The following is a 20,250-nucleotide window of genomic DNA, read 5'->3' on the forward strand; positions in this document are numbered from 1 at the left end:
CGCACGGGAAGCATCTGTTCCTGGGGTTCGGGGACGACTGGCTGCATGTGCACCTGGGGTTGTACGGGAAGTACGAGTTCGGGGTGGGGGAGGCGCCGGCGCCGGTCGGGCAGGTGCGGTTGCGGATGGTGAACGAGAGCGGGTTCGCGGATCTGCGGGGGCCGACGGCGTGCGAGGTGATCACGCCGGGGGAGAAGGCGGCGTTGCACCGGCGGCTCGGGCCGGATCCGTTGCGGGCGGGGGAGGTCGGGGACGCGGCGTGGGAGCGGATTTCCCGGAGTGGGACGTCGGTGGCCGCGTTGTTGATGGACCAGAAGGTGCTGGCGGGTGTCGGCAACGTGTACCGCGCGGAGGTGCTGTTCCGGTTGGGGATCAGTCCGCACCGGGCGGGGTGGGAGCTGCGCCGGGCGGAGTGGGACGCGATCTGGTCGGAGCTGGTGGCGCTGATGCGGGAGGGTGTCGCGGCGGGGCGGATCGACACCGTCCGGCCTGAGCACACGCCGGAGGCGATGGGGCGGGCTCCGCGGGTGGACGACCACGGTGGTGAGGTGTACGTGTACCGGCGGCAGGACCAGCCGTGCCTGGTGTGCGAAACCCCGGTGCGGACGGAGGAATTGGCGGCCCGGAACCTGTTCTGGTGCCCCCGCTGCCAGCAATCCTGACGCTCCGTCACCAAATCGGGTTGCGGGGAAGCCTTGACGGAAGGTTGACCGCTCCTTGGGCGAGGGCCCCGGAGCCCGCTCCTATTGTCGGGTTCATGTCCGCACAACCGTTCCGAGGGGCGCGTCCGGCCCCGGTCCTTCCGGTCCTGCCGTACCGCAAACCCACCAAGGGTCGTGATTACTGGGTGCTGGACGACGTACTGCCGGATCCGGACGCGGTGCGCGCCCGGCACCTGGCCCGTACCGACTGGGACGAGGGGTATCCGCACAAGCCGGAGTCCTGGCCGGGGCTGCGGGGGATGCCGGGCCTGGAGCCGGACGAGTTGGCGTACGTCGAGAAGCTGGTGCGGGAGACCGTGGGGGCGTCGCGGATCTGGGCGCTGAGCGAGGCCGAGGGCGGGACGTTCAACCACAACTGCGTGCAGGTGGTGGGGGAGGGGGAGTGCGAGCCGCGTCCGCACACCGATTCGCGTTCGCTGTGCCGGTACGCGGCCGTGCTGTACCTCAACCCGAACGTGCCGAAGCGGTGCGGGACCAGTTTCTACCGGCAGAGCCTGCCGGGCGGCCGACTCGGCGGGAACACCGTGGTCGCGCCGCACAACAACCTGGTGGACGCACTCGGCACCCGTTTCGTCCCGCCGGACTCGTTCACCGAGGACCTGGCCGTCCCGCACCGCTACAACCGGCTGCTGCTGTACACCGCCAACCTGATGCACACCGCCACCGAGTACTACGGCACCACGCTGGACGAGAAGCGGATGACCTGCGTGTTCTTCTGGATGGCCTGACCCGCCGTCACCTCGCGGGGCGGGGTGATCTGCGACACCTCCGGAGGGGTCCGGTCTTGCCGCTGCGCCCGGGACGGTTCTACGGTGGACGCGCCGTGGTGTTCGGGAAGCCGGTGCACTGTGCTCGTCACAGGAGTCCGGAGCGGCCCTCGCCACTGTGATCGGGGAGTCGTCGGCTCCCACCTCGTGCCACTGGCCGTTCGCGGCCGGGAAGGCCGGGCGCCGACGCCGAACACCCCGTCAGCCAGGAGACCGGCCACGGCATCTCACGAAGTGATCCACGAGGTGCTGGAGCGTGATGCGCGGATGACCGCGTCCGATTCGACCATGCCCGGAAACGTCCCGGGCTCCCCTGTTCCTGCTTTCCGCTGGCGCCGCGAGGACACCTGGCGCACCGCCGGCCTGATGGCGGTGATCCTGGCCCTGCACGTGGCGGCGTTCGGGACGCTGCTGTTCCTGGTGGTGCCGGAGAAGTACCAGGTGGGTACCCAGGTGTTCGGCGTGGGCCTGGGCATCACGGCCTACACCCTGGGCATGCGGCACGCCTTCGACGCCGACCACATTGCGGTGATCGACAACACCACCCGCAAGCTGATGGCGGACGGCCGCCGGCCGGTCTCGGTGGGCTTCTGGTTCGCGCTCGGGCACTCCTCGATGGTGGTGCTGATGGCCGCGATGGTGGCCGGCGGGGCCGCGTTGGCGGGCACGCTGATGGACGAGGGTTCGACGACCCATCAGGTGCTGGGCACCATCGGCACCACCGCCTCGGGGGCGTTCCTGTACCTGATCGCGGCGCTCAACCTGGTGGCCCTGCTGGGCATCCTGCGGGTGTTCCGGGCGATGCGGGCCGGCCAGTACGACGAGGCCGAGCTGGAGAAGCACCTGGATTCCCGGGGCTTCCTGGCCCGGGTGCTGAGCCGGGCGACCCGGTCGATCACCCGGCCCGGTCAGATGTTCCCGGTGGGCATGGTGCTGGGCCTGGGCTTCGACACCGCCACCGAGGTCACCCTGATGGTGATGGCGGGCTCGGGCGCGGCGTCCGGTCTGCCCTGGTACGCGGTCGTCTGCCTGCCGCTGCTGTTCGCGGCCGGGATGAGCCTGTTCGACACCCTGGACGGCACGTTCATGAACTTCGCCTACCAGTGGGCGTTCTCCAACCCGGTCCGCAAGGTGTACTACAACCTGACCATCACAGGTCTGTCGATCGCGGTGGCCTTCGTGATCGGCACCATCGAGCTGGTCGCGGTGCTGCACGACAAGTTCGGCCTGGACGATCCGGTGTCCGGCTGGATCGCCGGACTCAGCCTGGACAACGTGGGCTTCGTGATCGTCGGCCTGTTCGTGGTGGTGTGGGCGGCGGCGATCGGCTACTGGCGGATCGCCCGACGGTCCAAGGCGTTCTCCGGAGTCGGAGCAACGTGAGTCGAGACGGGGTGACAGGGCGTCAACTGGCGGCCAGGATCAGCGTTCCGGCCACGGCCAGCCCGGCGCCGACCACCTGTACCCGCAGCAGTCGCTCCTTGAGCAGGCCGCGCGCCATCAGCGCCGTCACCACGGGGTAGAGCGAGGCCAGCGCCGCCGCCACCGCGACCGAGCCCAGGTGGGTGGCGGCGGCGTACAGGCCGTTCGCGGTCACGTCCGCCACGCCGACGGCGGTCAGCGACGGCAACGAGCGGGCCGCGCCGCGCAGTCCGAGCGGCTCCCGGCGGGCGGCGGCGGCCAGCATGCCGATGCCGACGACGGCGTTGGTCAGTCGTTGCACGCACAGCGTCAGCAGCAGTCCGCCGACGGCGCTGGCGTGCGCGATCAGGGCGAGCACCGCGCCGAACGCGAGCGCGGCGGAGAGGGTGAGGACGAGCACCTGGCGGCTCACGGCCGGTCCGCCGCGCTGCGGGCCGCCGGCCAGCGCGACCCCGGCGATCGCCACCAGGATCCCCAACGCCTGGACGAGGCCCGGCCGTTCGCCGAGGAACAGGCCGACGCCGATCGGCACCAGGACGCCGACGGTGGCCAGCGGCGAGACCACGCCCATCGGTCCGAGGGCGAGGGCCCGGTAGAAGGCGAGCAGGGCGAACGGCCCGATCACGCCGGCCGCGACGGCGTACCAGAGCGCGGGCCCGGCGTCCGCCCAGCCGCCGGTGGCGGTGACGGCCACCGCGAGGACCAGGGCGGCCGCGGTCTGCGAGAGCACCACGACGCCGAGTGCGGGCAGCCGGCGGGTGATCGTGCCGCCGCCGTAGTCGGCGACGCCCCAGAGCAGGCTGGCGAGCAGGGCGAAGCCGGCGCTCATGAGAGCGCGGGAGGGGTCAGCATGGTGGACTCCGCAGTACAGTCGGTGGACCTGTCGTGCGGTCGCAGCATAGTTCACCCCCCTGAACCGACCCAATCAATATATTGGACTCAAGCGTGCCGGAACCCGATCTCGTCACCCAGGCCCTCGCCCGCAACCTCAAGCGGCTGCGCACCGAACGCGGCCACACCCTGGACGCCCTCGCGGCCCGCTCCGGCGTCAGCCGCGGCATGGTGGTCCAGATCGAGCAGGCCCGCACCAACCCCAGCGTCGGCACCGTGGTCCGCCTCGCCGACGCCCTCGGCGTCTCGATCGCCCGGCTGCTCGACTACGACGAGACCTCGGTGGTGCGGATCGTCCCCGCCGAGGAGGCCGTGCGGCTGTGGAGCGGCCCGGACGGCGGCAGCGGCGTCCTGCTGAACGGCGTCGAGGCCCCCGGCCCGCTGGAGCTGTGGAACTGGCACCTGCACCCCGGCGAGACCCACGCCTCCGACCCGCACCCGGCCGGCACCGTCGAGATCGCCCGGATCGACGAGGGCGAACTCACCCTGGTGCTCGACGGCCGCGCCCACCGCATCCCGGCCGGCTCCACCGCCTCCTACGAGGCCGGCACCGCCCACAGCTACCGCAACGAGGGCGACGTCGACTGCCGCCTCACCCTGGTGGTCTCCGTCCCCCCGCCGCCCGGCAAATGAGGCCGGCCGGTACGTGAGCAGCCCGGCCGGGGCATGGGCGAAGGGCCCCGGGAGACTCCCGGGGCCCTTCGCCCGCCGGCTGTCAGAGGCCGTACCTGCGGCGGTACAGCTCCACCCGGCCCGCAGTGTCCAGCAGGCGGGCCTTGCCGGTGTAGAACGGGTGGCTCGCGGAGGACGTCTCGACGTCCACCACCGGGTACGTCCGCCCGTCCGTCCACTCGACCGTCCGACCGCTCGACGCGGTGGAGCGGGTCAGGAACGACAGGCCGCCCGTCTTGTCCCGGAACACCACCGGACGGTACTCGGGGTGCACTCCCTGCTTCATCTGCTCCTCCTTCTGCAAGCCCTCGAACTGCTCAATTCCGTTGAACGTCAACGGGTTTCGCGGAACTCCACGTGCCGCCCCACCACCGGGTCGAACTTCCGCAGCACGATCCGGTCCGGGTTGGTCCGGCGGTTCTTGCGGGTCACGTAACTGAAGCCCGTGCCCGCCGTGGACCGGAGCGTGATCACCGGTCGCAGCTCGCTGCGCGCCATCTCGAACCTCCCAATCCCGGCAACGATTGCCGTTTTCATGTGGCCACAACACGGCCCCGCCCCGCCGCATTCCCGCCCACCGATCGGGCCCGTCCCGACGGGCGGCCCCCCGGACCCGTTCGTAGGCTCGGAGACATGTCCGACGCGCACGCCGCCCGACGCGAACGCCTCCGCGAGTACTGCAGCGCCTCCGGGGCCGACGCCGCGCTGATCACGCGCGCCGCGAACGTCCGCTACCTCACCGGCTGCCCGCCGTGCGGCGCCGCGCTGCTGCTCACCCGCGAGCGGGCGGTGCTCGCGCTGCCGGAGGACGTGCCGCCCGAGGAGGCGGTGGAGCGCGAGGTGGACGAGGAGGTCACCCGGCTGCCGGTGCCCGCCGAGACCGACGCCGCGGTCGCCGCCGCCGAGGCCGCGGCCCGGCTGCGGGTGGCGGACCTCGCCGTCGAGGAGCACGACCTGACGGTCGACCGGCACCGCGCCGTCGGCCGGCTGGCCGCCCCGGCCAGGCTGCTCGACCTGGACCGGGCGGTGGAGCGGCTGCGGGTGGTCAAGGACGAGCACGAGCTCGCCGACCTGCGGATCGCCGCCGAGATCGCCGACCAGGCGCTCGGCGAGCTGCTCGAATCGATCCTGGTCGGCCGCACCGAACGCCACCTGGCGATGGAACTGGAGCGCCGGATGATCGACCACGGCGCCGACCGGGCCGCCTTCCCGGTCTCCGTGGGCACCGGCAGCCACTCCGGCCTGGAGCGCCACCAGCCCACCGACCGCCGGGTCGAGGAGGGCGACTTCCTCACCGTCGCCCTGGGTGCGCAGTACCGCGGCTACGGCATCTCCACCGCCCGCACCTTCGTGATCGGCGCCGCCCCGGCCGCCTGGCAGGTCGAGCTGCACCGCCTGGTGTTCCGGGCCCAGCGGGCCGGTCGGGAGGCGCTCGGGCCGGGCGTCGAGCAGCACGTCCCGGACGACGCGGCCCGCTCGATCCTGCAGGCCGCGGGCCGCGCCGAGCACGCCGTCCACCCGCTGGGACACGGCATCGGCCTGGAGATCAGGGAGGCTCCGCGCCTCGGCCCCGCCGACATGGGTAAACTGGACAATCGCGTGCCGGTCACCGTCGGTCCAGGAGTGCATCTCCCGGGTCGCGGCGGAGTCCGGATCGAGGACACGCTCGTGGTGCGGCCTCCCGAGGAGGGCGGGCCCGAGCTGCTCACCATCACCACCAAGGAGCTCCTCGCGCTGTAGTCCCACAGGCTGCGGCGGCGCACTGCTTGGTGTTCTTTGACAGCGGACATATCAGGAGTAAGTGCGCCCGTGGCTACCACGAACGATCTCAAGAACGGCATGGTCCTCAAGCTGGACGGCGGCAAGCTCTGGTCCGTCGTCGAGTTCCAGCACGTCAAGCCCGGCAAGGGCCCGGCCTTCGTTCGCACCAAGCTGAAGGAGGTCCTCACCGGCAAGGTCGTCGAGAAGACCTTCAACGCGGGCATCAAGGTCGAGACCGCCAACGTCGACAAGCGGACGATGCAGTACTCGTACCGCGACGGCGAGACCTTCATCTTCATGGACATGGACACCTACGACCAGGTCCCGGTCGACGCCGCCACCGTCGGCGACGCCGCCAAGTACCTGCTGGAGGGCTTCGAGGCCCTGGTCGCGCAGAACGAGGGCGTCCCGCTGTACATCGAGCTCCCCGCCGCGGTCGAGCTGGTCATCTCCGAGACCGAGCCGGGCCTGCAGGGCGACCGCTCCACCGGTGGCACCAAGCCCGCCACCCTGGAGACCGGCGCCGAGATCCAGGTGCCGCTGTTCGTCACCACCGGCGAGAAGGTCAAGGTCGACACCCGCGACGGCAGCTACCTCGGCCGGGTCAAGTAATCGTGGCCTCTGCTCGCACCAAGGCCCGCACCCGGGCCTTCCAGATCCTGTTCGAGGCGGACCACCGCGGCGTGTCCCCCGAGCGGGTGCTCGCCGACTGGGTGGCGCGCTCGCGCGACCCCCGTCCGGACGAGGGCATTCCGCAGGTCGCGGAGTACACCATGCAGCTGGTCGAGGGCTACGCGCAGCACGCGCGCACCATCGACGACCTGATCTCCACCTACGCGGTGGGCTGGACGCTCGACCGGATGCCGATCGCGGACCGCAACGTCCTGAGGCTCGGCACGTACGAGCTGATCTGGGAGGACGGCACCCCCGACGCGGTCGTCCTGGACGAGGCCGTCGAGATCGCCAAGGAGTACTCCACGGACGAGTCGCCGGCCTTCGTGAACGGTCTGCTCGCCCGGTTCCTGGAGCTCAAGCCGACCATTCGGCGCTGATTTTTTCGCCTGACCTGCATGTGGACACATCGTTGAGTCCACATCACGTGGGCGTCGCGAAGGCCGTCGGACCTGTTGGTCCGGCGGCCTTCGCGCGTAAGCTACCGGCAAGTAATGAGTTTCGCGCCTGCGCAGAAGGGCCTCAGCCATGCCGGAGACCACCAGCGAGTTCGACCGGGGCATCGCGCTCACCCCGCACCCCGACGAGCCCGGCCGCTACGACGGTGAACTCGGCGACGGCTGGCAGATCGGCGGCGGCGTCAACGGCGGACTGCTGCTCGCCTTCGCCGCGCACGCCCTCGCCCTGGAGGCCGGGCCCGGCCACCCGCACCCGCTGACCGTCAGCGGCACCTACATCTCGCCGTCCCGCCCCGGGCCGGCCACCGTCCGCACCGAGATCATGCGCCGCGGCCGTACCCTGGCCACCGGCAGCGCGATCCTCTCCCAGGACGGCGAGGAGCGGCTGCGGGTCACCGCCGCCTTCACCGACCTCGCTGCCCTCGACGGCGAGGTCGCCACCACCGCCGTGCCGCCCGTGCTGCCCGCCCCCGAACAGTGCATAGGGATCGAGCACGCGCCCAAGGAACTCATCTCCCAGGCCGCCCTGTTGCAGCGGATGGACCTGCGCCTCGACCCGGCCACCGTCGGCTGGGCGCTCGGCCAACCGTCCAAGGAGGGCCGCATCCAGGGCTGGTTCAAGCTGGCCGACGGCCGCCCCGCCGACCCGCTGTCGCTGCTGCTCACCGCCGACGCGCTGCCCCCGGTCACCTTCGACCTGGGCCGCCCCGGCTGGGCCCCCACCATCGAACTGACCGTCCACCTGCGGGCGTTGCCCGCCGACGGCTGGCTGCGGGTCTCGCACGCCACCCGCAACGTGGCCGGCGGCTACTTCGAGGAGGACTGCGAGATCTGGGACGAGGACGGCCGCCTGGTCGCCCAGTCCCGCCAGCTCGCCAAGACCCCGCGGCAGGACCGTTCCTGACGGTCGGTTGCAGAGTTGTGACAGCCCGTGTGTGTGGGACGGGTGCGGATGGGGAGAAGTGGGTCAGCAGTTGCTCGACCGAGATCCCCGGGAGCCACCGATGTCCAGGAACAGCCGCCGGCCGCGCCGTTGCGGTGCCGAGCCCTCGCGCCGCAGCGACGAGGCCTTCGTCACCGGGATCCTGACCGACGAGGCCGACTTCGCCCGGGCGCGGGAGTGGCAGCTCACCGACGCGCCGGACTACGACACCTACCTGCGGGAGGCCGCCGGGCTGCTGGCCGAGGCGGTCGACGGGTACGCGACCGTCCGGGCCCGGATGTTCCACCCGGACGACTTCGCGGACTACTGCCTGCTGCACGGCGTCGACCCCGGCGACCAGGCCGCCCGGGACGGCTACCTGGTCAACCCGCCGCTGCAGACCCAGCTGGTCACCTACCGCGGCGAGGACCTGGCCGACTTCGTGCCGCGCCTGGTCCGGGCCCGCGAGGGCGGCCTGACGCTGCGCCACGCCGACCTGGTGATGGACGGCGCGCTGTGCGAGGCGGAGCTGGCCGCCGCCGACCCGCGGGTGCGCTGGACGTACCAGCAGGCCTCCGAGGTGTTCCGCCGGGTGCTGGTCGGCGCCGGCTGCGGCGCGTACGAGTTCCGGGTCGCGGTGGACGCCCCCGGCGGGCCGCTGGAGGCGCACGCCCGGGTGCTGCACTGGGAGGACGGCGCGGTCCGGATCCACGACGAGGACCTCGACCTGATCACCGCGGTGCTCTGCGCGGGCCTGTACGGCGAACTGCCGGGCGTCGCGGTGCTGCACGGGACGCAGGGCTCCGGCGCGGTGTGCGGCGAGTACCGGCAGGTCGCGTGGGCCTGGCGCAGCACCGGCTTCGACTGGTCGCCGGCCGAGCTCGCGGTGGACGGCGTCCCGGCCGGTCCGGGGTTCAGCCTCGGCACCGTGGTCTGAGCATGCGACAGCGGGGCGGGCCGCCGGAGAACCGGCGGCCCGCCCCGCTGTGACGTTTCTTCAGAACTTTTCGGAGCGCGCAGGCTCAGCTCGCGTCGTCCTCGCGGACGGCGCGCCGCGCGTCCGGGTTCAGCACGCCCCAGCTGATCAGCTGCTCGGTGAGGATCGAGGGGGACTGGTCGTAGATCACGGCCAGCGTGCGCAGGTCGTCCTGGCGGATCGAGAGCACCTTGCCGTTGTAGTCGCCGCGCTGCGACTGGATGGTCGCGGCGTAGCGCTGCAGCGGGCCGGCCTTCTCGGACGGGACCTGGGTCAGGCGCTCCAGGTCGAGCACCAGGCGCGGCGGCGGCTCGGCCGCGCCGCCCGGGGTGCCGCCGGGCAGCAGCTCCTGCACCGGGACGCCGTAGAACTCGGACAGCTCGGCGAGGCGCTGCACCGTGACGGCGCGGTCGCCGCGCTCGTAGGAGCCGACGACGACAGCCTTCCAGCGACCCTGGGACTTCTCCTCGACGCCGTGCAGGGAGAGACCCTGCTGAGTGCGGATCGCCCGGAGCTTGGCCCCGAGCTGCTTCGCGTAGTCGCTGGACATGGATCTCCCCGGACGAGATTGCGCGTGCGCTGAAATGGGAGTGACGAGCGCCCACGACGGGGCACCTTCGTAACTCACTGTGAGGTTACGTAGAGTGAGGGTGGCGCGTCAAGCCGAATGGGGCACTCGTGCGAACGCGTGTCGAACGGGTCGAGATCAGCGCACTGCTACGATGAGCGAAGTTCTGGCTGCGGCCGGAAACCCCTTTAGACATCCTTTAAGGCCCGTCCCGTGAGGCGGGGAAGGAGGTCCGCTTCGGCATGACCACTCCCAGTTCTGCTCCGCGCGCCCCGCACCAGGTGCTGGACGCCACCGACGTCGCCCGGGTCGTCACCCGGATCGCCCACGAGATCGTGGAACGCGCCAAGGGCGCCGAGGACGTCGTGCTGCTCGGCATCCACACCCGCGGCGTCCACCTGGCCCGCCGGCTGCGCGCCAAGCTCACCCAGATCACCGGCCGGGAGATCCCGTTCGGCACGCTGGACATCACCATGTACCGGGACGACCTGCGGCTGAAGCCCGCCCGGGCCCTGGAGCACACCGAGATCCCCGCCGACGGCATCGACGGCAAGCTGGTGATCCTGGTCGACGACGTGCTGTTCTCCGGCCGCACCATCCGGGCCGCCCTCGACGCGCTCGGCGACATCGGCCGCCCGCGCGCCGTGCAGCTCGCCGTGCTGGTCGACCGCGGACACCGCGAACTCCCGATCCGCGCCGACTACGTGGGCAAGAACCTGCCCACTTCGCTGCGCGAGGCCGTGCAGGTCCAGCTCTCCGAGACCGACGGCCGCGACGCCGTCCTGCTCGGCGACCGCGACTACGCCGCGCGCTCCTCCCAGGCCCTTGCCGCCGATCCCCAGCTCCCGGAGTAAACCCGCGTGAAGCGCCACCTCGTCTCCGCCGCCGACCTCAGCCGCGACGACGCGCTGCTGATCCTGGACACCGCCGAGGAGCTCGCCCAGCTCTCCGGTCGGGCCGTCAAGAAGCTCCCCACGCTGCGCGGCCGCACCGTCGTCAACCTGTTCTTCGAGGACTCCACCCGCACCAAGACCTCCTTCGAGGTCGCCGAGAAGCGGCTGTCCGCGGACGTCATCAACTTCTCCGCCAAGGGCTCCTCGGTCTCCAAGGGCGAAAGCCTCAAGGACACCGCGCTGACCCTCCAGGCGATGGGCGCCGACGCCGTGGTGATCCGTCACCACGCCTCCGGCGCGGCCGCCCGGCTGGCCGGCTCCGACTGGCTGCACGGCAGCGTCATCAACGCCGGCGACGGCACCCACGAGCACCCCACCCAGGCGCTGCTGGACGCGTTCACCATGCGCCGCCACCTCAACCCGGGCCTCGGCCGCGACCTGGCCGGCCGGAAGATCGCCATCGTCGGCGACATCCTGCACAGCCGGGTCGCCCGCTCCAACGTGCACCTGCTGACCACGCTCGGCGCGGAGGTCACCTTCGTCGCCCCGCCGACGCTGCTGCCGATCGGCATCGACACCTGGCCCTGCCAGGTCTCCTACGACCTGGACGCGGTCCTGCCGAAGGTCGACGCGGTGATGATGCTGCGGGTGCAGCGCGAGCGGATGAACGCCGCCTTCTTCCCCACCGAGCGCGAGTACTCGCGCCGCTACGGCCTGGACGGGCTGCGCCTCGCCACCATGCCGGAGCACGCCATCGTGATGCACCCCGGGCCGATGGTCCGCGGCATGGAGATCACCGCCGACGTCGCCGACTCGCCGCGCTGCACCGTGGTCGAGCAGGTCGCCAACGGCGTCTCGGTCCGCATGGCCGTCCTGTACCTGCTGCTCGGCGGCGCGGTTTTCGCCGACGGCTCAGCCGACTCCGCCCGCACCACCGACACCCCGGAGGCCGCCCAGTGACCACCTACCTGATCCGCAACGCCCAGATCCTCGGCGGCGCCCCGCAGGACATCCACCTGGCCGACGGCGTGTTCGCCGCGATCGGCGAGCAGCTCGACGTCCAGGCCGACATCGAGATCGACGCCACCGGCCTGGTCGCCCTGCCCGGCCTGGTCGACCTGCACACCCACCTGCGCGAGCCCGGCCGCGAGGACGCCGAGACGGTGCTGACCGGCACCCAGGCCGCCGCCATGGGCGGCTACACCGCGGTGCACGCGATGGCCAACACCTTCCCGGTCGCCGACACCGCCGGCGTGGTCGAGCAGGTCTGGCGGCTCGGCCAGGAGTACGGCTACTGCGACGTGCAGCCGGTCGGCGCCGTCACCGTCGGCCTGGAGGGCAAGCAGCTCGCCGAGCTCGGCGCGATGCACGACTCCGCCGCCGGGGTGCGGGTGTTCTCCGACGACGGCAAGTGCGTCGACGACGCGGTGATCATGCGCCGCGCGCTGGAGTACGTGAAGGCCTTCGACGGCGTCGTCGCCCAGCACGCCCAGGAGCCGCGGCTGACCGCCGGCGCCCAGATGAACGAGGGCCTGGTCTCCGGCGAGCTCGGCCTCGGCGGCTGGCCCGCCGTCGCCGAGGAGTCGATCATCGCCCGGGACGTGCTGCTGGCCGCGCACGTCGGCTCCCGGGTGCACATCTGCCACCTGTCCACGGCCGGCTCGGTGGAGATCGTCCGCTGGGCCAAGGGCAAGGGCTGGAACGTCACCGCCGAGGTCACCCCGCACCACCTGCTGCTCACCGACGAACTCGTCCGCAGCTACGACCCGGTGTACAAGGTCAACCCGCCGCTGCGCACCGCCGCGGACGTGGAGGCGCTGCGCGGCGCGCTGGCCGACGGCACCATCGACGCCGTCGCCACCGACCACGCCCCGCACCCGTCGGAGGACAAGGACTGCGAGTGGGCGGTCGCCGCGATGGGCATGGTCGGCCTGGAGACCGCGCTGTCGGTCGTCCAGCAGACCATGGTCGAGACCGGCCTGCTGAACTGGGAGGGCGTCGCGGACCGGATGTCGCACCGCCCGGCGCGGATCGGCCGGCTGGCCGGCCACGGGCGTCCGGTCTCGGTGGGCGAGCCCGCCAACCTGGTGCTCTTCGATCCCGCGTACCGTGGAGTCGTGAACCCCGACACCTTCGCCACGCGCTCCCGCAACAGCCCCTACAAGGGCATGGACCTGCCCGGACGGGTGCACGCCACCTTCCTGCGCGGCGAGGCCACCGTCCTCGCGGGCGAACTGGTCGAGCGCTGATGCTGCTCGCCACCGAGAAGGGCCGGGTGACCGACTGGCCCGGGTACATCGGTGCGACGGTCGGCCTGCTGATCCTGGTCGCGCTGGTCTACTGGCTGATGCGGCAGGGCTGGAACTGGCGGCGCACCCTCCAGTCCGACCTGCCGGAACTGCCCGCCGCGCCCGAGCAGCCGGGTGAGGCCCTGCTGGCCGGCCCCGGCCGGTACCACGGCTCCACCAGCGCCGGGAACTGGCTGGACCGGGTCGTCGCCCACGACCTGGGCACCCGCAGCCTGGCCGAGCTGACCCTCACCGAACAGGGCCTGCTGGCCCGCCGCCCCGGCGCGGCCGACCTGTGGATCCCCGCCGGCGCCCTCACCGGCGCCCGCACCGACTCCGGCATCGCCGGCAAGGTGGTCCCCTCGGGCCTGCTGGTGGTCGGCTGGACGCACGGGGACAGCGAACTGGAAAGCGGTTTCCGGTTGGATTCCGCAGCCGAGCACGACGCCTGGGTCGAGGCCGTCGGGGCACTGGTAACACGTACGAGCACGAAGAAGACGGAAGAGGCCGCGACATGACCGCACCTGCCCCCACCACGCAGCGCACCAGGCGGGAGCGAGTGCCCGCCGTGCTCGTCCTGGAGGACGGCCGGACGTTCCGCGGCCAGGCCTACGGCGCGATCGGCGAGACCTTCGGCGAGGCGGTCTTCAACACCGGCATGTCCGGCTACCAGGAGACCCTGACCGACCCGTCGTACCACCGCCAGGTGGTCGTGATGACGGCCCCGCAGATCGGCAACACCGGCTGGAACGACGAGGACGACGAGTCGCAGCAGATCTGGGTCGCCGGCTACGTCGTCCGCGACCCCTCCCGGGTCGCCTCCAACTGGCGCTCCCGGCGCTCGCTGGACGAGGAGCTGGAGCGCCAGGGCGTGGTCGGCATCAGCGGGATCGACACCCGCGCGCTGACCCGCCACCTGCGCGAGCGCGGCGCGATGCGGGTCGGCATCTTCTCCGGCCCGGCCGCGGACGACCCTGCGGCGCTGCTCGCCAAGGTGCAGCAGGCCCCGGAGATGAAGGGCGCCGACCTGTGCGCCGAGGTCGCCACCAAGGAGGCCTACGTCGTCCCCGCGATCGGTGCGAAGAAGTTCACCGTCGCCGCCGTCGACCTCGGCATCAAGGGCATGACCCCGCACCGGATGGCCGAGCGCGGCATCGAGGTGCACGTGCTGCCCGCCAACTCCACCGCCGAGGACATCTACGCCGTCCAGCCCGACGGCGTGTTCTTCTCCAACGGCCCGGGCGACCCGGCCACCGCCGACCGCCAGGTCGAGGTGCTGCGCGAGGTGCTGGCGAAGAAGACCCCGTTCTTCGGCATCTGCTTCGGCAACCAGATCCTCGGCCGGGCCCTCGGGTTCGGCACCTACAAGCTCAAGTACGGCCACCGCGGCATCAACCAGCCGGTGCAGGACCGCACCACCGGCAAGGTCGAGGTGACCGCCCACAACCACGGCTTCGCCGTGAACGCGCCGCTGGACAAGGTGAGCGACACCCCCTTCGGGCGGGTCGAGGTCTCCCACGTCTGCCTCAACGACGACGTGGTCGAGGGCCTGCAGGCACTCGACATCCCCGCCTTCAGCGTGCAGTACCACCCCGAAGCGGCAGCCGGCCCGCACGACGCCGCCTACCTCTTCGATCGCTTCGTCAGCCTTATGGAGGCCCAGCGTGCCTAAGCGCACCGACATCAAGTCCGTCCTGGTGATCGGCTCCGGCCCCATCGTCATCGGCCAGGCGGCGGAGTTCGACTACTCGGGTACGCAGGCCTGCCGGGTCCTCAAGTCGGAGGGGCTGCGGGTCATCCTGGTCAACTCCAACCCGGCGACCATCATGACCGACCCGGAGATCGCCGACGCCACCTACGTCGAGCCGATCACCCCGGAGTTCGTCGAGAAGATCATCGCCAAGGAGCGCCCCGACGCGCTGCTGCCGACCCTGGGCGGCCAGACCGCGCTGAACACCGCGATCTCCCTGCACAAGGCCGGCACCCTCGACAAGTACGACGTCGAGCTGATCGGCGCTGACGTCGAGGCGATCAACAAGGGCGAGGACCGCGAGCTGTTCAAGGGCGTGGTCGAGGCCGTCAACGCCAAGATCGGCCACGGCGAGTCCGCCCGCTCGGTGATCTGCCATTCGATGGAGGACGTGCTCGCCGGCGTCGACACCCTCGGCGGCTACCCGGTCGTCGTGCGCCCGTCCTTCACCATGGGCGGCGCCGGCTCCGGCTTCGCGCACGACGAGGAGGACCTGCGCCGGATCGCCGGCCAGGGCCTGACCCTCTCGCCGACCACCGAGGTGCTCCTGGAGGAGTCCATCCTCGGCTGGAAGGAGTACGAGCTGGAGCTGATGCGCGACAAGAACGACAACGTCGTCGTGGTCTGCTCGATCGAGAACTTCGACCCGATGGGCGTGCACACCGGTGACTCGATCACCGTCGCCCCGGCGATGACCCTCACCGACCGCGAGTACCAGATCCTGCGCGACATCGGCATCGCCGTGATCCGCGAGGTCGGCGTCGACACCGGCGGCTGCAACATCCAGTTCGCGGTCAACCCCGAGGACGGCCGGGTCATCGTCATCGAGATGAACCCGCGCGTCTCGCGCTCCTCCGCGCTCGCCTCGAAGGCCACCGGCTTCCCGATCGCCAAGATCGCCGCCAAGCTGGCCGTCGGCTACACGCTGGACGAGATCCCCAACGACATCACCGAGCAGACCCCGGCCTCCTTCGAGCCGACCCTGGACTACGTGGTCGTCAAGGTGCCCCGGTTCGCGTTCGAGAAGTTCCCGTCCGCCGACGCCACGCTGACCACCACCATGAAGTCGGTCGGCGAGGCCATGGCGATGGGCCGCAACTTCCCCGAGGCGCTGAACAAGGCGCTGCGCTCGCTGGAGAAGAAGGGCTCGCAGTTCGCCTTCACCGGCGAGCCCGGCGACAAGGCGGAGCTGCTGGCCAAGGCCGTCGTCCCGACCGACGGCCGGATCAACACCGTCATGCAGGCGATCCGGGCCGGCGCCACCCCCGAGGAGGTGTTCGACGCCACCAGGATCGACCCGTGGTTCGTCGACCAGCTCTTCCTGATCCACGAGATCGCCGTCGAGCTCGGCGAGGGCGACAAGCTCGACCCGGAGCTGCTGCGCCACGCCAAGCGGCACGGCTTCTCCGACCAGCAGATCGGCGAGATCCGCGGCCTGAAGCCCGACGTGGTCCGCGAGGTGCGGCACGCGCTCGGCATCCGCCCGGTGTTCAAGACCGTCGACACCTGCGCCGCCGAGTTCGCCGCGAAGACCCCGTACTTCTACTCGTCCTACGACGAGGAGAACGAGGTCGCGCCGCGCACCAAGCCCGCCGTGATCATCCTGGGCTCCGGCCCGAACCGGATCGGCCAGGGCATCGAGTTCGACTACTCCTGCGTGCACGCCTCCTTCGCGCTGGCCGACGCCGGGTACGAGACCGTGATGGTCAACTGCAACCCGGAGACCGTCTCCACCGACTACGACACCTCCGACCGGCTGTACTTCGAGCCGCTCACCCTGGAGGACGTGCTGGAGATCGTCCACGCCGAGCAGCAGGCCGGCCCGCTGGCCGGCGTCATCGTGCAGCTCGGCGGCCAGACCCCGCTGGGCCTGGCGCAGTCGCTCAAGGACAACGGCGTGCCGGTGGTCGGCACCTCGCCCGAGGCGATCCACCTCGCCGAGGAGCGCGGCGCGTTCGGCCGGGTGCTGAAGGACGCGGGCCTGCCCGCGCCCAAGCACGGCACCGCCTTCTCCTTCGACGAGGCCAAGGCCATCGCCGACGAGATCGGCTACCCCGTGCTGGCCCGCCCGTCCTACGTGCTCGGCGGCCGCGGCATGGAGATCGTCTACGACGAGGCCTCGCTCGCGTCCTACCTGGAGCGGCACGCCGGTCTGATCTCCGAGCACCCGGTGCTGATCGACCGCTTCCTGGACGACGCGGTCGAGATCGACGTGGACGCCCTGTACGACGGCGAGGAGCTGTACCTCGGCGGCGTCATGGAGCACATCGAGGAGGCCGGCATCCACTCCGGCGACTCCGCGTGCGCGCTGCCGCCGATCACCCTCGGCGGGTACGACATCAAGCGTCTGCGGGCCGCCACCGAGGGCATCGCCAAGGGCGTCGGGGTGCGCGGTCTGATCAACATCCAGTTCGCGCTGTCCGGCGACATCCTGTACGTGCTGGAGGCCAACCCGCGCGCCTCCCGCACCGTGCCGTTCACCTCCAAGGCGACCGCCGTGCCGCTGGCCAAGGCCGCCGCCCGGATCTCGCTCGGCGCCACCGTCGCCGAGCTGCGCGCCGAGGGCATGCTGCCCCGGGAGGGCGACGGCGGCACGCTGCCCGCCGACGCGCCGATCTCCGTCAAGGAGGCCGTGATGCCGTGGTCGCGCTTCCGCGACGTGCACGGCCGCGGCGTCGACACCGTGCTCGGCCCGGAGATGCGCTCCACCGGCGAGGTCATGGGCATCGACCGGGTCTTCGGCACCGCCTACGCGAAGTCCCAGACCGGCGCGTACGGCGCCCTGCCCACCAGCGGCAAGGTGTTCGTCTCGGTCGCCAACCGCGACAAGCGCAACCTGGTCTTCCCGGCCCGCGCGCTGGTCGAGCTCGGCTTCGAACTGCTCGCCACCACCGGCACCGCCGAGGTGCTGCAGCGGGCCGGTATCCCCGCCACCGTGGTGCGCAAGCACTCCGAGGGCGAGGGCGCGGGCGGCGAGAAGACCGTCGTCCAGCTGATCCACGAGGGCGCCATCGACCTCATCATCAACACCCCGTACGGCACCGGCGGCCGGATGGACGGCTACGAGATCCGCACCGCCGCGGTCTCCCGCGGCGTCCCCTGCCTGACCACCGTGCAGGCGATGGGCGCGGCCGTGCAGGGCATCGACGCGCTGCTGCGCGGCGAGGTCGGCGTGATGTCGCTGCAGGAGCACGCGGCGCTGATCAACTCCGGCCGCAACTAGGTCGACAACCGTGGGGGGCACACCGCACGTCGGGTGCCCCCCACGTCCATGCCCGAGCCCAGCCGTCGGAGGCCTTTGGTGTACAAGCTGCTGTTCAACCTGCTGTTCAAGAAGATGGACCCGGAGAAGGCCCACCACCTGGCGTTCTTCTGGATCCGGCTGGCCCACTCGGTGCCCGGCCTGCGCTCGCTGGTGCGGGCCGTCCTCGCCCCGCGCGACCCGAAGCTGCGCACCGCCGCGCTCGGCCTGGACCTGCCCGGCCCGTTCGGCCTCGGCGCGGGCTTCGACAAGAACGGCATCGGCATCGACGGCCTGTCGATGCTCGGCTTCGACTACGTCGAGATCGGCACCGTCACCGGCGAGCCCCAGCCCGGCAACCCCGCGCCGCGACTGTTCCGCCTGGTCGAGGACCGGGCGCTGATCAACCGGATGGGCTTCAACAACCAGGGCTCCGCCCGGGTCGCCGCCCGCCTCGCCGCCCGCGCGCACACCAGCAACACCCCGGTGATCGGCGTCAACATCGGCAAGACCAAGGTCGTCCCCGAGGACGAGGCCACCGCCGACTACCTGAAGTCCGCCAAGGCGCTGGCGCCGTACGCCGACTACCTGGTCGTCAACGTCTCCTCCCCGAACACCCCGGGCCTGCGCAACCTGCAGGCCGTGCAGGTGCTCGGCCCGCTGCTGTGGGACGTCCGCAAGGCCGCCGACGAGGTGACGACGCACCACGTGCCGCTGCTGGTGAAGATCGCCCCCGACCTCGCCGACGAGGACATCGACGAGATCGCCGACATGGCGCTGCACCTCGGCCTGGACGGCATCATCGCCACCAACACCACCATCGGCCGCGAGGGCCTGCGGACGCCCGCCGCGCGGATCGAGGAGATCGGCATGGGCGGCCTGTCCGGCGCCCCGCTGAAGGCCCGCTCGCTGGAGGTGCTGGAGCGGCTGCGCAAGCGCACCGAGGGCCGCCTGACGATCGTCTCGGTCGGCGGCATCGAGACCGCCGAGGACGCCTGGCAGCGCATCCTGGCCGGCGCCGACCTGGTCCAGGGCTACTCCGCGTTCATCTACGAAGGCCCGTTCTGGATGCGCAAGCTCCACAAGGGCCTGTCCGCCCGCCTGCGCGCCGCCGGCTACGCCTCGATCGGCGAGGCGGTCGGCAAGGGCATCCGCTAGATCCTGTTCGGACGGCGACCACATTCTTGAGACTGAGGAAAGACACCGATGACTGACATCACGCCGTTCGGCACCCGCCTGCGGACCGCCCTCGACACCCGCGGCCAGCTCTGCGTCGGCATCGACCCGCACGGCTCGCTGCTCACCGCATGGGGGTTGAACGACGACCTGGCCGGCCTGGAGAGCTTCTCGCGGACCGTGGTGGAGGCGCTGGCCGACCGGGTCGCCGTGCTGAAGCCGCAGTCGGCGTTCTTCGAGCGGTTCGGCAGCCGCGGCATCGCGGTGCTGGAGCGCACCGTCGCCGAGGCCCGGGAGGCCGGCGCGCTGGTGCTGATGGACGCCAAGCGCGGCGACATCGGCTCCACCATGGCCGCCTACGCGGAGACCTTCCTGTCGCCGGACAGCCCGCTGTTCTCCGACGCGCTCACCGTCAGCCCGTACCTGGGCTTCGGTTCGCTGCAGCCGGCCGTCGACCTGGCGCACCGCAACGGCTGCGGCCTGTTCGCGCTGGCGCTCACCTCCAACCCCGAGGGCCACGAGGTGCAGCGGGCGGTCGGCGCGGACGGCGAGAGCGTCGCGCAGGCCGTGCTGCGGCGGCTCGCGGCGGAGAACTCCGGTGCGGCGCCGCTGGGTTCGTTCGGCGCGGTGGTCGGCGCGACGCTCGCCGACGCGGGCGTGGACCTGGCGATCAACGGCCCGCTGCTGGCCCCCGGCGTGGGCGCGCAGGGCGCCACCGCGCAGGACCTGCCGCGGGTGTTCGGCGACCAGGTGCGCAACGTGGTGCCCAGTGTGAGCCGTGACGTGCTGAAGCACGGACCGTCGGTGGCGGCGCTGCGACAGGCCGCGCAGGTGTTCGTCGATGATGTGAGGGCCGTCACAAACGCGTGAGTCGAGGGTGGCCAACTCGGCTGATTTGCCCGGATAAGTCCCGGGTCAGCACCTGCTGACCTGGACTTTTCGTGTTCTTTTCCTGACGCGGCGGCCCAAGTTGGGTAGTGTCCGGCGGTAGGACGCCAGTTGGCGGTGGTTCCGGCCACCGTCGCAGGTCAGAGCCTGTGGCGTCCGGGCACAACCCAGTCATGGCTCATC

The 20,250-nt window shown here is 71.5% G+C and carries 21 protein-coding genes and 1 riboswitch; of the genes, 17 read left to right on the forward strand and 4 right to left on the reverse strand.

Annotated features, from left to right (window positions below):
• The 3 genes from IEZ12_RS17835 to nicT all read left to right on the forward strand — a co-directional run.
• On the forward strand, positions 1-662 hold a 662-nt coding region (locus tag IEZ12_RS17835; protein WP_229847639.1), incomplete at its 5' end, for an Fpg/Nei family DNA glycosylase.
• 95 nt (positions 663-757) lie between these two features.
• On the forward strand, positions 758-1,450 hold the full coding sequence (locus IEZ12_RS17840; protein WP_189272880.1) for a DUF6445 family protein: 693 nt from the start codon (positions 758-760) through the stop codon (positions 1,448-1,450).
• Between the two features lie 79 nt (positions 1,451-1,529).
• Positions 1,530-1,725: riboswitch (cobalamin riboswitch) on the forward strand.
• A complete protein-coding gene (gene nicT / locus IEZ12_RS17845; RefSeq protein ID WP_373295489.1) occupies positions 1,724-2,872 on the forward strand; it encodes a Nickel transporter NicT in 1,149 nt (382 codons plus the stop codon). (Overlaps the previous riboswitch by 2 nt.)
• Before the next feature lie 22 nt (positions 2,873-2,894).
• On the opposite strand, the gene IEZ12_RS17850 is transcribed toward nicT, so the two are convergent.
• On the reverse strand, positions 2,895-3,740 hold the full coding sequence (locus tag IEZ12_RS17850) for a DMT family transporter (RefSeq protein ID WP_189272882.1): 846 nt from the start codon (positions 3,738-3,740) through the stop codon (positions 2,895-2,897).
• A 116-nt stretch (positions 3,741-3,856) separates the two neighbouring features.
• Between IEZ12_RS17850 and IEZ12_RS17855 the strand changes: the two genes are divergently transcribed.
• A complete protein-coding gene (locus IEZ12_RS17855) occupies positions 3,857-4,435 on the forward strand; it encodes a helix-turn-helix domain-containing protein (RefSeq protein ID WP_189272883.1) in 579 nt (192 codons plus the stop codon).
• 82 nt (positions 4,436-4,517) lie between these two features.
• On the opposite strand, the gene IEZ12_RS17860 is transcribed toward IEZ12_RS17855, so the two are convergent.
• Together IEZ12_RS17860 and rpmG are read right to left on the reverse strand one after the other, a co-directional pair.
• Positions 4,518-4,760: a type B 50S ribosomal protein L31 gene (locus IEZ12_RS17860; RefSeq protein WP_073816854.1), complete on the reverse strand. Its 243-nt coding sequence runs from the start codon at positions 4,758-4,760 to the stop codon at positions 4,518-4,520.
• A 47-nt stretch (positions 4,761-4,807) separates the two neighbouring features.
• Positions 4,808-4,972: a 50S ribosomal protein L33 gene (rpmG, locus tag IEZ12_RS17865; RefSeq protein WP_189272884.1), complete on the reverse strand. Its 165-nt coding sequence runs from the start codon at positions 4,970-4,972 to the stop codon at positions 4,808-4,810.
• Positions 4,973-5,107: 135 nt separating this feature from the next.
• Here rpmG and IEZ12_RS17870 point away from each other — a divergent pair, with 135 nt between their 5' ends.
• The 5 genes from IEZ12_RS17870 (at position 5,108) to IEZ12_RS17890 (ending at position 9,224) form a co-directional block, all read left to right on the forward strand.
• The gene (locus tag IEZ12_RS17870; protein WP_189272885.1) at positions 5,108-6,214 is read left to right on the forward strand and encodes an aminopeptidase P family protein; all 1,107 of its coding nucleotides are present in this window, start codon (positions 5,108-5,110) and stop codon (positions 6,212-6,214) included.
• A 69-nt stretch (positions 6,215-6,283) separates the two neighbouring features.
• A complete protein-coding gene (gene efp / locus IEZ12_RS17875; protein WP_043908517.1) occupies positions 6,284-6,847 on the forward strand; it encodes an elongation factor P in 564 nt (187 codons plus the stop codon).
• A gap of 2 nt (positions 6,848-6,849) precedes the next feature.
• Complete coding sequence (nusB, locus tag IEZ12_RS17880) at positions 6,850-7,287, forward strand: transcription antitermination factor NusB (RefSeq protein ID WP_043908514.1); 438 nt, start codon at positions 6,850-6,852, stop codon at positions 7,285-7,287.
• Positions 7,288-7,435: 148 nt separating this feature from the next.
• Positions 7,436-8,269 (forward strand): thioesterase family protein, encoded by an 834-nt coding sequence (locus IEZ12_RS17885; RefSeq protein ID WP_189272886.1) that lies wholly within the window; start codon positions 7,436-7,438, stop codon positions 8,267-8,269.
• Positions 8,270-8,369: 100 nt separating this feature from the next.
• Positions 8,370-9,224, forward strand: a complete 855-nt coding sequence (locus tag IEZ12_RS17890; RefSeq protein ID WP_189272887.1) for a DUF8829 domain-containing protein — start codon at positions 8,370-8,372, stop codon at positions 9,222-9,224.
• An 85-nt stretch (positions 9,225-9,309) separates the two neighbouring features.
• On the opposite strand, the gene bldD is transcribed toward IEZ12_RS17890, so the two are convergent.
• Positions 9,310-9,813 (reverse strand): transcriptional regulator BldD, encoded by a 504-nt coding sequence (bldD, locus tag IEZ12_RS17895; protein WP_043908507.1) that lies wholly within the window; start codon positions 9,811-9,813, stop codon positions 9,310-9,312.
• 260 nt (positions 9,814-10,073) lie between these two features.
• Here bldD and pyrR point away from each other — a divergent pair, with 260 nt between their 5' ends.
• The 8 genes from pyrR (at position 10,074) to pyrF (ending at position 20,049) form a co-directional block, all read left to right on the forward strand.
• A complete protein-coding gene (pyrR, locus tag IEZ12_RS17900; protein ID WP_073816829.1) occupies positions 10,074-10,685 on the forward strand; it encodes a bifunctional pyr operon transcriptional regulator/uracil phosphoribosyltransferase PyrR in 612 nt (203 codons plus the stop codon).
• 6 nt (positions 10,686-10,691) lie between these two features.
• Complete coding sequence (locus IEZ12_RS17905) at positions 10,692-11,684, forward strand: aspartate carbamoyltransferase catalytic subunit (RefSeq protein WP_100585106.1); 993 nt, start codon at positions 10,692-10,694, stop codon at positions 11,682-11,684.
• Positions 11,681-12,973 carry a dihydroorotase gene (locus IEZ12_RS17910; protein ID WP_100585107.1) on the forward strand — a complete coding sequence of 431 codons (1,293 nt, stop codon included), beginning with the start codon at positions 11,681-11,683 and terminating at the stop codon, positions 12,971-12,973. The genes IEZ12_RS17905 and IEZ12_RS17910 overlap by 4 nt, the downstream gene beginning before the upstream one ends.
• Complete coding sequence (locus IEZ12_RS17915; protein WP_043908500.1) at positions 12,973-13,530, forward strand: PH-like domain-containing protein; 558 nt, start codon at positions 12,973-12,975, stop codon at positions 13,528-13,530. The genes IEZ12_RS17910 and IEZ12_RS17915 overlap by 1 nt, the downstream gene beginning before the upstream one ends.
• Positions 13,527-14,684 (forward strand): glutamine-hydrolyzing carbamoyl-phosphate synthase small subunit, encoded by a 1,158-nt coding sequence (carA, locus tag IEZ12_RS17920; protein ID WP_189272888.1) that lies wholly within the window; start codon positions 13,527-13,529, stop codon positions 14,682-14,684. The genes IEZ12_RS17915 and carA overlap by 4 nt, the downstream gene beginning before the upstream one ends.
• Complete coding sequence (carB, locus tag IEZ12_RS17925) at positions 14,677-17,985, forward strand: carbamoyl-phosphate synthase large subunit (RefSeq protein WP_189272889.1); 3,309 nt, start codon at positions 14,677-14,679, stop codon at positions 17,983-17,985. The genes carA and carB overlap by 8 nt, the downstream gene beginning before the upstream one ends.
• A 78-nt stretch (positions 17,986-18,063) precedes the next feature.
• Positions 18,064-19,161 (forward strand): quinone-dependent dihydroorotate dehydrogenase, encoded by a 1,098-nt coding sequence (locus IEZ12_RS17930; RefSeq protein ID WP_189272890.1) that lies wholly within the window; start codon positions 18,064-18,066, stop codon positions 19,159-19,161.
• 48 nt (positions 19,162-19,209) lie between these two features.
• Positions 19,210-20,049: an orotidine-5'-phosphate decarboxylase gene (gene pyrF / locus IEZ12_RS17935; RefSeq protein WP_189272891.1), complete on the forward strand. Its 840-nt coding sequence runs from the start codon at positions 19,210-19,212 to the stop codon at positions 20,047-20,049.
• Positions 20,050-20,250: the final 201 nt, after the last annotated feature.

Origin of the sequence: Kitasatospora griseola (genome assembly GCF_014648555.1) — a bacterium.
GTDB lineage: Bacteria > Actinomycetota > Actinomycetes > Streptomycetales > Streptomycetaceae > Kitasatospora > Kitasatospora griseola.